This window comes from Methylorubrum sp. GM97 (assembly GCF_024347855.1).
Classification (GTDB): Bacteria; Pseudomonadota; Alphaproteobacteria; order Rhizobiales; family Beijerinckiaceae; genus Methylobacterium; species Methylobacterium extorquens.
Genome location: NZ_AP025942.1, coordinates 1,541,528 through 1,555,350 on the forward strand (window position 1 = coordinate 1,541,528; position 13,823 = coordinate 1,555,350).

Below are 13,823 nucleotides of genomic sequence, written 5' to 3' on the forward strand. Positions count from 1 at the left end.
CCGTTCGATCTAGAGCAGGCGGCTTTTCAAGGCCAAGGCTCACCCGAGAGAGAACACTCTTGCGGGGAGTCCGGCCCGAATCTCGGCAAACCCTTTGCCCGAAATCGCTCCGGAGGCCAGCGCGACATGCCGTCCCCCCGCTACTTCCTGAAGCACTTCGTGCCGTTCACCGGCTACCCCTACGAGGGGGCGCCGGCCGCGTGCAACCTGTGCGGATGCCGCGACGCCGTCACCGTGGCCGAGACCGACCGGCGGCTCAAGACCCTGCGCTCGATCGCCTGCCTGCAATGCGGCCTGATCCGCACTGACCCGATGCCGACGCCGGACGAGCTGGCCGAATATTATTCGACCGCCTACCGCGCCGATTACCAGCTCGCCTTCGCGGGCGGGCCGCCGCGCCACCACCTCAACCGCTCGGCCCGCGAGGCGACGTTCCGCGCCGACCTGCTGGCGCCGAAACTGAAGGCGGGCGCGCAGCTGCTCGATTTCGGCTCAGGCTCCGGCGAGTTCCTGGCGGAGGCCAAACGGCGCGGCTGCGAGGTGATCGGCGTCGAGCCGGGCCGCGACTACGCGACCTTCGCCCGGACGCATCACGGCGTCGAGGTGCTCGACGAGGCCGAGGACCCGAACCGCTTCCCCGCCGGCCATTTCGACGTGATCTCGACGCACCACGTGCTGGAGCATCTGCGCAACCCGGCCGAGACGATGGAGCGGCTGGCCGGCTGGCTGAAGCCCGACGGCATCCTCTACGCGGCGGTGCCGAACATGGCCGCCACCGGCAAGCCGCCGCACGAGCGCTTCCACTTCGCCCATGTCCACGGCTACGTGCGCGAGACCTTCGACCTGCTGGCCCGCCGCGCCGGCCTCGTGCCGCATACCGAGTACTGGCGCGAGGACACCACGGTGGTCTACCGCAAGACCGATGCGCCCGCCGTGCCGCTGAAAAATCCCGGCCTCGCCGACCGGCTCGCCGTCGATCTGAAGCCGATGTCGGCGGGGCTCTACTTCGCCTCGGGCGCCTGGATCTGGCCGGCGCTGCGGCGCAACGCTAAGGCGGTGCGGGACGGGATAAGCAAGGACGGGCTCACCAAGCGCTGAGCCGGTGATGCGCCCGAGCCGCCGCGAGACCGTCGTCGGCCTCGGCGCGGGTCTCCTCGCAGCCGGCAGCAGCGGCGCGCTGGCCGGCACGCCGACCTTCACCCTGCTCCTCGTCAACGACATCTACGCGATGGACGCGGTGGAGGGGCGCGGCGGCTTTGCCCGGCTCAACGCGGTGGTGAAGGCCGAGCGCGCCCGCGGCGTGCCGCTGCTCTACGCGCATGCCGGCGACAGCTTCTCGCCCTCGCTGATGTCGGGCTTCGACCGGGGCGCGCATATCGTCGAACTCTTGAATCTGGCACCCCCCGACGTGTTCGTGCCGGGCAATCACGAGTTCGATTTCGGCCCCGCGGTGTTCGCCGAGCGCCGGAGGGAGGCCCGCTTCCCCTTTCTCGCCGCCAACCTGCGCGGGGCGGACGGCCGACAACTGCCCGGCATCGAGGATACGCGGCTGATCGAACTCGGCGGCATCCGCGTCGGCCTCGTCGGCATCGCCCTGCAGGCGACGCCGGAAAAATCGCAATCCGGGACCTTACGCTTCGGCCCCGAGATCGAGACCCTGGCACGCGAGGCGGACGCCCTGCGCAAGGCCGGGGCGCAGATGATCGTCGGGATCGCCCACACCGCGCGGGTGACCGACGACGCGATCGTGCGGGCGCGCCTCGTCGATATCCTGCTCTCGGGCCACGACCATGACCTCGTCGTGCGCGACGACGGGCAGACGGTGATGGTCGAATCGAGCCACGACGCCCACTACGTCACCGCGGTCGATGTCTTCGTCACGGGGACCGGTGATGGGCCGGTGCGCTGGCGCGCCGCCTTCCGCATCCACGACACCGCCGAGGTGACGCCCGATCCGGACACGCTCGCCGTGGTGCGACGGCTCGGGGGCGAGCTGTCGCGGGAGCTCGACGTCGTGATCGGCACGACGCAAGGCGCGCTCGACAGCCGGATCGCCTCGGTGCGGGTGCGGGAAGCGAGTTTCGGCGATCTCGTCGCCGACGCGGTGCGGGTGGGCACCGAGGCCGAGATCGGCCTGATGAACGGCGGCGGCATCCGCGGCGACCGGCTTTACCCGGCGGGCACCAGCCTGACGCGGCGCGACATCCTCAGCGAACTGCCCTTCGGCAACACCACCGTGCTCGTGGCGATCGACGGGGCGACCCTGCGCGAGGCCCTGGAGAATGGGTTTCGCGATCTCGGCCGCCCCTCGGGCCGGTTCCTGCAACTCTCGGGAATGGTGGTGACGCTCGACCCGAACGCGCCGCCGGGCCGGCGCGTCGTGTCCGCGACGATCGACGGCGCCCCCCTGGACGACGCCCGCATCTACCGTGTGGCCGCCAACGACTTCATGCTGCGCGGCGGCAACGATTACGGGATGCTGGCGAAGGGCCACGTCCTGATCGGCGGCACCGACGGGCGGCTGCTCGCCAACGAGGTGATGGCCTATATCCGCACCCACGCGCCGCTGCCGGCCGAGACCGGAGGGCGGATTCGGCTGCTGCCGTGAAAACCGGCCTGATACGGTTTCTGCTTGATCAAAGCGGGAACCGTATCGGTCAGCCCGCGCGGCGCTTGAGGAGGGCACCCATCGCGCCAGCGCGATGGGATCCCACCGAAGCCCAAATCCGCCATCCCGAAGGGATCAAACGGATTTGGTATGAGAGGGGACTTCACGTGACCGGACCCGTCGAGGCCGCACTTGCCGCCTTCCGCGCCAGCGGCTCCCCCTGGCTCGACCTGCCCTTCTTCCGAGAGGGGGCGGCGGATCGGGTCGCGAAAAAGGTCGATGCGCGCGTCGCATCCGGGGCGACAGTGCTGCCGGAGCCCGCTGCGATCTTCCGGGCGCTGACGCTGACGCCCCTGCCCGCCGTGAAGGCGGTGATCCTCGGCCAGGATCCCTACCCCACGCCGGGCGACGCCAACGGGCTCGCCTTCTCCTATGTCGGCCCGCGCCGCCTGCCGGCCTCGCTCAAGGTGATCCTGGCCGAACTCGCTCCCGAGGGGGAAAAGCCCGACCTCTCGACCGGCGACCTCACGCCCTGGGCGGAGCGCGGGGTGCTGCTTCTGAACGCGGCGCTCACGACGGAGGCCGGCAAGTCCGGCGCGCATCTGCGGTTCGGCTGGTCGCAGCTCACCGACGAGGCGGTGGAAGCCGTCTCCGCCCGCGACGCGCCGGCGGTGTTCCTGCTCTGGGGCGCCCAGGCCCGCGCCCGCGAGGCGCTGATCGACACCAGCCGCCACGGCGTCATCGCCTCGGGCCACCCCTCCCCGCTCAACCGCGCCCGCGACTTTCCGGGCTCGCGGCCGTTCGACCGGGCGAATGCGTGGCTCGAAGCGCAGGGCCGCGCGCCGATCGACTGGCGGCTGGGTGAGGGCTGAAGCCGAGATCGTCGCGACGATGCGAGGGCCTGCCTGGCGCCCTTCTCGGGCCTTCGAGCGGGCACAGGCGCAAGACCGGTTCGGACGGAAAGCGGACCATAGGAAGCGGGCACAGCCAGCGCACGCCCCGCTTGACAGCACCCCTATCGCCGGTATCCCTACGGCCTATGGGGAAGGCGATCTCCTCACGAGGCTAAGGCCAAAGCATCGCGTCCCTACTGCACTGGTTGCAAGGACGCGCCATGGCTACGCTCACCACCATCTCCGTTGAAAAACTTGCGCGCCTGATCGGCACTCCCGGCTGCCCGGCCATTGTGGACGTGCGCACCGACAAGGCGTTCCTCGCCAACCAGCGCCATGTGCCGGGCTCCCTGGCCCGGGCACCCGACCGAGTCGCCGAGTGGGCGCCCCGACTGCGCGGCAGGTCGGTCGTGGTCGTGTGCGAGGATGGGCGTCGGAACAGCCATGGGGTCGCCGCTTGGCTGCGCAGCGCCGGCGTCGACGCCGAGGCGCTCCAAGGCGGCTTGGCGGATTGGGCGGCCGCCGAACGGCCCATGGTTCCGGCCGACAAGATCCGCAACCGCGACGCGCAGGGCCGCACCGTCTGGGTCACGCGCGCACGGCCCAAGGTCGACCGCATCGCCTGCCCATGGCTCATCCGCCGCTTCGTCGATCCGGACGCGGTCTTTCTCTTTGTGCCGCCGAGCGAGGTTGTCGGAGTTGCGGAACGGTTCGAGGCCGCCCCGTTCGACATCGACGACCCCGGCACCTTCTGGAGCCACCGGGGCGATCTCTGCACCTTCGATGTCATGGTCGAGGAGCTCGGCCTCGCCACGCCGCCGCTCCTGCACCTCGCGACCCTCGTGCGCGGGGCCGACACGGGGCGGCCGGATCTCGCACCCGAGGCCGCCGGCCTGCTCGCGGCCTCGCTCGGCCTGTCGCGCATCTACGCGGACGACCTCGCCCAGCTCGACGCCGGGATGCTCCTCTACGACGCCTTCTACCGCTGGTGCCGCGACGCCACGGAGGAGACGCATAACTGGCCGACCAACAAGCCCAAGGAGAGAGCCTGACCATGGCCGCGACGGCACGCATTCAGACCGAGCCCGGCGCGGCCGCCTCGGAAGCGCCGCTGCCCGTGACCCTGGCCGAGGCGGTGCCGGTCTGGGCCCGCATCGCTGCGCTCTCGTTCGGCGGCCCGGCCGGGCAGATCGCGATCATGCATCGCATCCTGGTCGAGGAGAAGCGCTGGATCTCCGAGAACCGGTTCCTGCACGCCCTGAACTTCTGCACCCTCTTGCCGGGGCCGGAGGCGCAGCAGCTCGCCACCTACGTGGGCTGGCTAATGCACGGCACCCGCGGCGGGCTCGTCGCGGGCGGGCTGTTCGTTCTTCCGGGCGTCGTTGCCATCATGGGCTTGAGCTGGGTCTATGCTCTCTACGGCAACGTCGGGTTCATCGCGGGCCTGTTCTTCGGCTTGAAGGCGGCGGTGCTCGCCATCGTGCTCCAGGCTGTGATCCGCATCGGCAAACGGGCGCTCAAGGGTCCCGTGATGCTTGGGCTCGCCGCAGCGGCCTTCGTGGCGATCTTCTTCCTCAACGTGCCCTTCCCGCTGATCGTGCTGACGGCGGGCGTCATCGGTTACTTCGGCGGCCGGGCCGGGCTGCCGCAGTTCAAGGCCGGTGGGCACGGGGCCGGCGGCAAGGTCGTGGAGGGTCCCTTCCTGCTCGACGATCACGAGCTTCCGCAGGAGCGGGCCGCCGCCGGGCACACGCTGCGGATGCTGCTGACCTGGGGTGCGATCTGGCTTGTGCCGGTCGCTGCCCTCCTGCTCGCCCTCGGACCGGACGACGTCTTCAGCCACATCGCGGTATTCTTCTCCAAGATGGCGATGGTGACCTTCGGGGGCGCCTACGCGGTGCTCTCCTACGTCGCTCAGCAGGCGGTGGAGCATTACGGCTGGCTGAAGCCCGGCGAGATGCTCGACGGCCTCGGTATGGCCGAAACCACGCCCGGCCCGCTCATCATGGTGACGCAGTTCGTGGGGTTCCTGGCCGCCTACCGGGCACCTGGCGCGTTGCCGCCGCTCGTCGCCGGCACGCTCGGGGGCTGCTCACCACCTGGGTGACCTTCGCGCCCTGCTTTCTCTGGATCTTCGTCGGCGCCCCTTACGTCGAGCGCCTGCGCGGAAACCGGGCGCTGGCCGGTGCGCTCTCGGCGATCACGGCTGCGGTGGTGGGCGTGATCCTCAATCTCGCGGTCTGGTTCGCGCTGCACACCATCTTCGCTGAGACGCGACCGTTCACGGCCGGGCCGATCCGGTTTGACCTACCGATTCTGTCGAGCCTGAACCCCTGGGCCCTCATGCTCGCGGCGGCGGCGGTGCTGGCGGTGTTCCGGTTCAAGGCCGGCGTGGTCCAGACGCTGCTGGCCAGTGCGGCGGCCGGCGTTGTCCTGCACCTCGTCGGTGCCGTGTAGCGCGGCTTCACGGAACGCGATTGCCGGCACGATGGCCGCCGTAGGAGCTGGCGGCCGATCGCACGGCGACCAAGGCGCCCAAAAAGAAACCGCCCCCGGCCTGAAGGCGCGGGGGCGGTTCTGATCGGACCGGGTATGCCGGTGTCAGGCGGCGATCTTGGTCGCGGTGACGGCGATGTTCTCGTTGGCCAGCGTGACAGCATGGGCCGGGCGGGCGACGGGCTGGAAGCTGGTCAGTTCACCGGCGGAGGTATGCACGCCCTCGGAGCCGAAGCGCTCGGCCAGCAGCACGACGAGGGTCACGTTGGCGATGGCGGCGGCGAGAACGACGAGGGCGATCATGGCGGGCAGGTCCGTTGCTGCGTTGCGATGAGCCCTATATCGCACCGCACTTCGGTATCTGGTATACCAGATACCGAAGCTCCGACATGCCACTGACGCATGACTAGGCGCCCGCCGGCCTCTACCCATTCCCTCAGGGCTTCTTGGTCTCACCCGCGGCCGGCGTCGCGGTGCTGCCGGCACGCTCGACCTTGGCCGCCTCGCGCAGCTTCACGATCGTGTCCTGCTGCGCCTTGCGGGTGAGGTACTGGTCGATCTGCTCCTTCATCTCGTCGAAGGTCGGCACGGGCTTCGTCCGCTTCTCCTCGACGCGCAGCACGTGCCAGCCGAACTGGGTCTTCACCGGATCGGAGACCTGCCCCGGCGTCATCTTGAAGGCGGCGTCGGCGAAGGGCTTCACCATCCGCTCCTGGCTGAACCAGCCGAGATCGCCGCCCTCGGTCTTGGAGCCGGGATCCTTCGAGACCTCGCCCGCGATCTTGGCGAAATCCTCGCCGCCCTTGACGCGTGCGGCGATCTTCTTCGCCTCGTCCTCGCTCTCGACGAGGATGTGGCGGGCCCGCACCTCCTCCTCGGGCTTCATCGACTTCACGGTCTGTTCGTAGAGCGCCTTGGCGGCCTCGGGCGTCACCGCCTTCTTGGCCTCGCGCTCGAGGTAGTCGTCGAGCAGGAGCTTGTCGCGGAAGTAGGCGAGCTTGCGCTTGAACTCGGGCGCGTCGCCGACCTTGGCAGATTCGGCCGCCTGCGCGCCGACCTTGAGATCGACCATGTAATCGACGAGCAGGTTCTGCTTGGCCCCCTCGTCGACGCCCGGCAGCGACAGCGCCGGATCCTCGGCGGCGATCGCGAGGTCGGCGGCGGTGATCGCCTGACCGTTGACCCGCGCCACCACCGTCTCCGGCGGAACCGCCGCCGGGATGGGAGCGGGCGCGCTGGGCGTCTTCTGGCCCGCAGGCGCCTGAGCCAGGACGGCGCCCGGCAGGGTGAGCATCAGCGCGAGGGCGCTCGCGCGCCGGAGGGAGAACGGAATCGGCATCGGAAGCGTCGTTCCTTGGCGTCGTCCCCGCCGGGCCGGTTTAGCGCCGTCCGGCTTCGTCCCGCGGGGCTCGTCGGGAATGCGGCAGGCGCCGCGAAGCGCGACACAGGTGGAACCTCTTCCGGGCAAAGGCAAGCGTGGCCTTGATGGCCGCGCGGTCTCGTGACCGCGGGTCGATGAGACCGTCGCGCGAAGAGCGGTGGCACGGCCTGTCGGGCGCGAAGAGCGCCGCGCGGAGCGGGCTTTTCGGGACTTTGGGTCCGGAAAAGCGTCGAGCGGAGCGAAAGCTTGAGCCCGCGGCGGCGGGCGCCGGCGACGGAGGCCCGCCAAAAGCCCGGATCGGGCGACCTCTTGGTTATCCGGTCCGGCACTACCGGATGCGCCTGCGGATATTTACCTCTATAAGCCCGCCCAACACAGGCCGGCGGCGCCCGAAACTGCCGCCCGCGACGACCTCACGACCGCAGGTTCACGATGCTCGGTGCCCTCGCCAAGAAGATTTTCGGCTCGTCCAACGACCGCCGCGTCAAGGGTTTTCGCCCACGCGTCGCGGCCATCAATGCCCTCGAACCGGAAATCAGCGCCCTTTCCGACGAGCAGCTGCGCGCCCGCACGCAGGCGTTCCGCGACCAGCTCGCGGCCGGCACCCGCCTCGACGACCTGCTGGTGCCCGCCTTCGCCACGGTGCGCGAGGCGGCCAAGCGGGTGCTCGGCCAGCGCCACTTCGACGTGCAGATGATCGGCGGCATGGTGCTGCACGAGAGCGGCATCTCGGAGATGAAGACCGGCGAGGGCAAGACCCTGGTGGCGACGCTGCCGGTCTATCTCAACGCGCTCGAGGGCAAGGGCGTCCACGTCATCACCGTCAATGACTACCTCGCGTCGCGCGACGCGGAGTGGATGGGCCGGGTCTACCGCTTCCTCGGGCTCACCGTCGGCACCATCGTGCACGGGCTCGACGACGGGCAGCGCAAGGAAGCGTATGCCTGCGACATCACCTACGGCACCAACAACGAGTTCGGCTTCGACTACCTGCGCGACAACATGAAGTACGAGCTCTCGCAGATGACGCAGCGGGGGCACCACTTCGCCATCGTCGACGAGGTCGATTCGATCCTCATCGACGAGGCGCGCACGCCGCTGATCATCTCCGGCCCGGTGGACGACCGCTCGGAGCTCTACGTCGCGGTCGACACGGTGATGCCGCGCCTGACGCCCGAACATTACGACCTCGACGAGAAGCAGCGGCAGGTCTCGCTGACGGAGGCCGGCAACGAGTTCATCGAGGAGGAATTGCGCGCCGAGGGCATCCTCAAGGAGGGCGACCTCTACGACGCGCACAACGTCACCATCGTCCACCACGTGAACCAAGCGCTTCGCGCCCACACCCTGTTCACCCTGGACAAGGACTACATCGTCAAGAACGACGAGGTCGTCATCATCGACGAGTTCACCGGCCGCATGATGCAGGGCCGGCGCTACTCGGAAGGCCTGCACCAGGCGCTGGAGGCCAAGGAGCGGGTGACGATCCAGCCCGAGAACCAGACGCTCGCCTCGATCACCTTCCAGAACTACTTCCGCCTCTACAAGAAGCTCGCCGGCATGACCGGCACCGCCTCGACCGAGGCGGACGAGTTCGCCGAGATCTACAAGCTCGACGTGGTCGACATCCCGACCAACAAGGAGGTCGAGCGCGTCGACGAGGACGACGAGGTCTACCGCACCGTCGAGGAGAAGTACGAGGCGATCATCAAGGAGATCGACAAGGCGCATGCGCGCCACCAGCCGATCCTGGTCGGCACCGGCTCGATCGAGAAGTCCGAGCTGATCGGCGAGCTCCTGAAGAAAGCCGGCTACACCCTGCTCGACTATTCCGACCCGAACGCGCTCACCGACGTCTACAAGGCCGCCCGCGAGAACCGGGTGACCAAGCGCTTCGCCGTGCTGAACGCCCGCTTCCACGAGCAGGAAGCCTACATCGTGGCCGAGGCCGGCGTGCCGGGCGCGATCACCATCGCCACCAACATGGCCGGCCGCGGCACCGACATCAAACTCGGCGGCAACCTCGAGATGCGCATCGAGAAGGAACTCGGGCAGATGCCCGAGGGCCCCGAGCGCGACGCCGCGATCGAAGCGCTGAAGGCCGAGATCGCCGAGAACCGCGCCAAGGTGCTGGCCTCGGGCGAGAAGGCCGACCCGGAGGCGGGCCGGAAGAAGGATCTGCCGGGCGGGCTCTACATCATCGGCACCGAGCGCCATGAATCGCGGCGCATCGACAACCAGCTGCGCGGCCGCTCCGGCCGCCAGGGCGATCCCGGCCGCTCGAAGTTCTACCTGTCCCTCAAGGACGACCTGATGCGGATCTTCGGCTCCGACCGCATGGATGGGATGCTGCAGCGGCTCGGCCTGGAGCAGGGCGAGGCGATCATCCACCCCTGGATCAACAAGGCGATCGAGAAGGCGCAGCAGAAGGTCGAAGCGCGCAACTTCGACATGCGCAAGAACGTGCTCAAGTACGACAACGTGATGAACGACCAGCGCAAGGTCGTGTTCGAGCAGCGCCGCGACCTGATGGGCCAGGACAGCGTGCGCGAGACCGTGGACGAGATGCGCCACGGCGTGATCGACGACTTCGTCGCCGTGCACATCCCCGAGAACGCCTATGCCGAGCAGTGGGACGCCGAAGGGCTGAAGCACCGCGCGCTCGACGTGCTCGGCCTCGACCTTCCGATCGAGGAGTGGGTCAAGGAAGAGGGCATCGCCGACGAGGAGATCCGCGAGCGCCTGCGCAAGGCCTCCGATGAATCCTACGCCGCCCGCGTCGAGCGCAACGGCGCGGAGGTGATGACCTATGTCGAGAAGCAGGTGGTGCTGCAGGTGCTCGACCACCTCTGGCGCGAGCACCTCGTCACCCTCGACCACCTGCGGCAGGTCATCGGCTGGCGCGGCTTCGCCCAGCGCGACCCGCTCAACGAGTACAAGTCGGAGGCGTTCGAGCTGTTCAACGGCCTCGTCACGGCCCTGCGCGAGCAGGTGACCGCCCAGCTCTCGCATGTCGAGATCATGCAGCAGCAGCCGGAGGGCTTCGCCGATGGCGGGTTCGAGAGCGCCGGCTTCAGCGAGCCGCAATTGCCGCCGATGTTCCCCGAGCACCGCGACCCGGTGACCGGCGAGAACGAGTTCGCCTTTGCCGGCTCCGGCAGCGACGGCGGTGCGGGCGGCGCCTACGGCTTTGCCGCGCGCGAACTCTCCACGGATGCGGCCGTGCTGGAGCGCAATCCCGACGACGCCTCCACCTGGGGCCGGGTCGGCCGCAACGAGCCCTGCCCCTGCGGCTCGGGCAAGAAGTACAAGCACTGCCACGGCCGCTTCGCCACCGAGGCATGAGCCTACGGTGAGCGGCGCGTTTTTCTACGCGCTGGAGCCGGATCTCGACGCGGAGACCTTTCGGGGTGTCCTCGTCGAATCCGGGCTTGAGCCGGGGCGACCGGACGAAGACCTCGAACGGCTCCGGCGGATCCTGAAGGGTTCCGACCTGATCGTCACCGCTCGACTCGGCGGGCGCCTCGTCGGCGTCGCGCGCACGCTCACCGATTTCGCCTTCTGCGCGTACCTCGCTACCCTCGCGGTTGCCCGCGACTGCCAGGGTCGCGGCATCGGCCGCCGGCTGATTGCGGAAACGCGGATCGCGGTCGGCCCCGAGGCTTCCCTTCTGCTCACCGCAGCACCCGGGATCGAAGGCTATTACGAGGCGATCGGCATGCCGCGCGTGCCGCACGCCTTCCGCATCGACCGGGAGCGGTGACGGGTCAGGGCTCTTCGGCTGCCAACGCCTCCAGCACCGCGTGCGCCGCCGCGATGCGCGCTGGCATCGGAAAGGCGCGGTTGGCCAGCATGACGAGGCCGATGCGCTTGGCCGGCACGAAGGCGACATAGGCGCCGAAGCCGTTGGTGGAGCCGGTCTTGTCGAACAGCGTGACCCCCGTCGGCGTCCGCGGCGGGTCGAGCCGCGCGGCGGGTTGCGCCTCGAACCGCATCGGCTCCGCATTGCCGGACTGAAGGCGCTCCAGCGAGACCGGATAGGGAAACTGCTCCCAGCCGAGCCCCTGCACCATCGCGCCGACCCTGAAATACCCGACCTGCGTACCTTGAACCGCCTGCCGCATCGGCGGGTCGAGGCGGGTGGGGTCGAGATGGGCCTCGACGAAGCGGATCATGTCGGCGGCACTGGATTTGACGCCGTAGGCCTCCCCGTCGAGGACGCCCGGATTGACCCGGATCGGCGTGCCATCCTTGCCGTAGCCCCAGGCGTAGCGCTCGCTCTCCGACGCCGGCACGCGGATGAAGCTGTGCTTCAGGCCAAGCCCCGGAAACAGCCGAGTTTCCATCAGCTCGGCGAAGTCGCCGCCCATGGCCGCCGCGGCGGCGGCTCCGAACAAGCCGAGGCTGGGATTGGAATAGAGCCGCTGCGTTCCAGGCGGCGCGGAGGGTTGCCAGCGGCGAAAGTAGGCGATCATCGCCGCCTCGTCGGCCACCGCATCGGGAAATTGCAGCGGCAGGCCGCCCGCGCTGTAGGTGCCGAGATCGAGCAGGCTGACGCGATCGAGCGCGCTGCCCCGCAGCTCCGGCAGGAACCGGCTCGGCGCATCATCGAGCGAGAGCCGGCCGAGTCCCTGCGCGTAGGAGACGAGCGTCGCCGTGAAGGTCTTGCTGACCGAGCCGATCTCGAACAGCGTGTCGCGCGTCACCGGCCGCTGCCGCTGCCGGTCGGCGAGCCCGAAGGTGAAGACGGTGGAATGCCCCTCTCGCGTCACGGCGACGGCGATGCCGGGCACGTCGTATGCCTTCAGGAGCGGGCGGTAGGCCTGCTCGACCGCGGCGGCGACCCGCGCCGACGGGTCGGCAGCCAGAGCGGGCGCCGTGACATGCGGTAAGCCGCTCAGGACGAGGGCGGCCAGCACGCGCTTTCGCATTGCGGAGATGGCGCGTTTCCTTCTTGGCTAGAGCATCATCCCGAAAGGTGGATCGCGGCTTTCGGAAAAAGATGATGCGAGAACAAGAGCTTCGCGCGTCGTCCTGGATCCGATTCCGGGATCGATGCGCGAAGGCAAGCGAGGCGAGTGGGCGGCCATGACGGGTGAGGAAAGCGCCGAAAGCGCGGCAGGTACGGGCACTGCCGTCCCGCTGGTGCGGAGCCTGCGCCTCACGCTCGAGGCGCCCCGGACCGGCCCGATTCAGGCCGTTCTGGCGCTCGCGAGCGCACCGCTCGATTGGCTCGACGCCCATCGCGGCGGCTTTCTTCACGCAGCCGAAGAGGCGCTGCTCACCGACCGGCTCCATGCACGGCGCCGCCACGGCCTGTTGATCGGGCGCTACGCCGCGAAATGCGCGCTCGCCGCCTTTCGGCCCGAGCTCGACCCGCGGGATCTGGCGATCCGGCCCGGTGTGCTGGAGCAGCCGGTTCTCTCCGGCGCCGGAGTCGAAAACCTCGGCATCAGCCTGTCCCATGCCGGCCCGGTCGCCGTGGCTGTGATCTTTCCCGAGGCCTGCCCGATGGGGATCGATCTGGAGCGGATTCAGCCGGCCAACATCGCGCTGCTGACGCGCCAGACTCTTGCCGCCGAGCGTCGGCACATCGCCGCCCGGCTCGATGCGTCGGAGGCCGAGCGGCTGACGCGGCTGTGGTGCCTGAAGGAGGCGCTGTCAAAGACCCTGCGCTGCGGCCTCACCGTGCCACTCGATCTTCTGGCCGTCGGCAGCGTCGTGACGGAGCCGCCGGGGCTCGGCGTCACCTTCGCCAATTTCGCGCAATACCGGGGCCTGAGCCTCGCCGCAGGTGATCTCGCTGCCGCCCTCGTTCTGCCGCGCCCTCCGGCGGCGGCGCTTGCGGTCGAAGCGGCGGCCTGGGAAGAGCTGCGATCGGGCTTGGCCGAAGCTGCAAGGCGGTGGCGGGCCGAAGACGCCGTACCGCCCCCTCGCGACGGCGATCGCGAAGAGACCGGACACCGATGACGACCTGGCGCCCACCCCAACAGATCCGCGTCAAGGTGATCGGGCTGGCTTGGCGCGGGGACGCGCTGCTGGCCGTCGAGGTTCTCGACGATCGCGGCCGGATCAAGGGCGTGCGTCCGCCCGGCGGCAGCGTCGCCTTCGGCGAGAGCCGCGAACAAGCGCTGGACCGGGAGTTTCGGGAGGAGCTGGGCTGCGGCGTGACGATGACCGGGCCCTGGACGGTGTTCGAGAACATCTATCGCCACGAAGGCGCGCTCGGCCATGAGATCGTCTTCGCGGCCGACATCCGCCTTCACGACGCGGCCCTCTACGACCGCGACGTAATCCGTTTCAGCGAGGATGACGGCACGGCCTGCACCGCGCGCTGGCTCCGGCCGGCCGCCCTTCCGGACGGCGCCGCCCTCTTCCCCGACGGCCTTGCGGCCGCGCTGGCGCATCGTCCCGAACGGTGAGGACCGGATTCCGGAACGCTGCT

General features: G+C 69.4%; 11 protein-coding genes and 1 pseudogene. 9 read left to right on the plus strand and 3 right to left on the minus strand.

Annotated features, from left to right (window positions below):
* Positions 1–126 precede the first annotated feature (126 nt).
* The 5 genes and pseudogenes from MSPGM_RS07215 to chrA all read left to right on the plus strand — a co-directional run bounded on the left by MSPGM_RS07215 (position 127) and on the right by chrA (position 5,958).
* Positions 127–1,098: a class I SAM-dependent methyltransferase gene (locus MSPGM_RS07215; RefSeq protein WP_261926238.1), complete on the plus strand. Its 972-nt coding sequence runs from the start codon at positions 127–129 to the stop codon at positions 1,096–1,098.
* Positions 1,099–1,105: 7 nt separating this feature from the next.
* Positions 1,106–2,608: a bifunctional metallophosphatase/5'-nucleotidase gene (locus MSPGM_RS07220; RefSeq protein ID WP_003597674.1), complete on the plus strand. Its 1,503-nt coding sequence runs from the start codon at positions 1,106–1,108 to the stop codon at positions 2,606–2,608.
* Positions 2,609–2,775: 167 nt separating this feature from the next.
* Positions 2,776–3,480, plus strand: a complete 705-nt coding sequence (locus tag MSPGM_RS07225; RefSeq protein WP_003597675.1) for a uracil-DNA glycosylase — start codon at positions 2,776–2,778, stop codon at positions 3,478–3,480.
* 242 nt (positions 3,481–3,722) lie between these two features.
* Positions 3,723–4,553, plus strand: coding sequence for a chromate resistance protein ChrB domain-containing protein (locus MSPGM_RS07230; RefSeq protein WP_003597677.1), 831 nt, complete (start codon positions 3,723–3,725; stop codon positions 4,551–4,553).
* Positions 4,554–4,555: 2 nt separating this feature from the next.
* Positions 4,556–5,958 (plus strand): annotated as a pseudogene (gene chrA, locus MSPGM_RS07235) (chromate efflux transporter).
* Between the two features lie 144 nt (positions 5,959–6,102).
* On the opposite strand, the gene MSPGM_RS07240 reads toward chrA, so the two are convergent.
* Both MSPGM_RS07240 and MSPGM_RS07245 read right to left on the minus strand, forming a co-directional pair.
* On the minus strand, positions 6,103–6,300 hold the full coding sequence (locus tag MSPGM_RS07240) for a hypothetical protein (protein ID WP_003597681.1): 198 nt from the start codon (positions 6,298–6,300) through the stop codon (positions 6,103–6,105).
* Between the two features lie 133 nt (positions 6,301–6,433).
* Positions 6,434–7,336, minus strand: coding sequence for a peptidylprolyl isomerase (locus tag MSPGM_RS07245; RefSeq protein ID WP_003597682.1), 903 nt, complete (start codon positions 7,334–7,336; stop codon positions 6,434–6,436).
* 474 nt (positions 7,337–7,810) lie between these two features.
* Between MSPGM_RS07245 and secA the strand changes: the two genes are divergently transcribed.
* Together secA and MSPGM_RS07255 are read left to right on the plus strand one after the other, a co-directional pair.
* Positions 7,811–10,723, plus strand: coding sequence for a preprotein translocase subunit SecA (gene secA / locus MSPGM_RS07250; RefSeq protein WP_003597683.1), 2,913 nt, complete (start codon positions 7,811–7,813; stop codon positions 10,721–10,723).
* A gap of 7 nt (positions 10,724–10,730) precedes the next feature.
* On the plus strand, positions 10,731–11,141 hold the full coding sequence (locus MSPGM_RS07255) for a GNAT family N-acetyltransferase (RefSeq protein ID WP_003597684.1): 411 nt from the start codon (positions 10,731–10,733) through the stop codon (positions 11,139–11,141).
* 4 nt (positions 11,142–11,145) lie between these two features.
* Here MSPGM_RS07255 and ampC read toward each other — a convergent pair whose 3' ends face one another.
* Positions 11,146–12,309: a class C beta-lactamase gene (gene ampC / locus MSPGM_RS07260; protein ID WP_003597685.1), complete on the minus strand. Its 1,164-nt coding sequence runs from the start codon at positions 12,307–12,309 to the stop codon at positions 11,146–11,148.
* A 157-nt stretch (positions 12,310–12,466) separates the two neighbouring features.
* Between ampC and MSPGM_RS07265 the strand changes: the two genes are divergently transcribed.
* The gene (locus MSPGM_RS07265) at positions 12,467–13,348 is read left to right on the plus strand and encodes a 4'-phosphopantetheinyl transferase family protein (RefSeq protein ID WP_003597686.1); all 882 of its coding nucleotides are present in this window, start codon (positions 12,467–12,469) and stop codon (positions 13,346–13,348) included.
* Complete coding sequence (locus MSPGM_RS07270) at positions 13,345–13,800, plus strand: NUDIX hydrolase (protein ID WP_003597687.1); 456 nt, start codon at positions 13,345–13,347, stop codon at positions 13,798–13,800. The genes MSPGM_RS07265 and MSPGM_RS07270 overlap by 4 nt, the downstream gene beginning before the upstream one ends.
* Positions 13,801–13,823 lie beyond the last annotated feature (23 nt).

Excerpts from the sequence above, each read along its gene's own strand:
- MSPGM_RS07245 (WP_003597682.1), bottom strand. The coding sequence starts at position 7,336 with ATGCCGATTCCGTTCTCCCTCCGGCGCGCGAGCGCCCTCGCGCTGATG.
- MSPGM_RS07265 (WP_003597686.1), top strand. The coding sequence starts at position 12,467 with ATGACGGGTGAGGAAAGCGCCGAAAGCGCGGCAGGTACGGGCACTGCC.
- MSPGM_RS07215 (WP_261926238.1), top strand. The coding sequence starts at position 127 with ATGCCGTCCCCCCGCTACTTCCTGAAGCACTTCGTGCCGTTCACCGGC.
- MSPGM_RS07240 (WP_003597681.1), bottom strand. The coding sequence starts at position 6,300 with ATGATCGCCCTCGTCGTTCTCGCCGCCGCCATCGCCAACGTGACCCTC.
- MSPGM_RS07220 (WP_003597674.1), top strand. The coding sequence starts at position 1,106 with ATGCGCCCGAGCCGCCGCGAGACCGTCGTCGGCCTCGGCGCGGGTCTC.
- secA (WP_003597683.1), top strand. The coding sequence starts at position 7,811 with ATGCTCGGTGCCCTCGCCAAGAAGATTTTCGGCTCGTCCAACGACCGC.
- MSPGM_RS07230 (WP_003597677.1), top strand. The coding sequence starts at position 3,723 with ATGGCTACGCTCACCACCATCTCCGTTGAAAAACTTGCGCGCCTGATC.
- ampC (WP_003597685.1), bottom strand. The coding sequence starts at position 12,309 with ATGCGAAAGCGCGTGCTGGCCGCCCTCGTCCTGAGCGGCTTACCGCAT.
- MSPGM_RS07270 (WP_003597687.1), top strand. The coding sequence starts at position 13,345 with ATGACGACCTGGCGCCCACCCCAACAGATCCGCGTCAAGGTGATCGGG.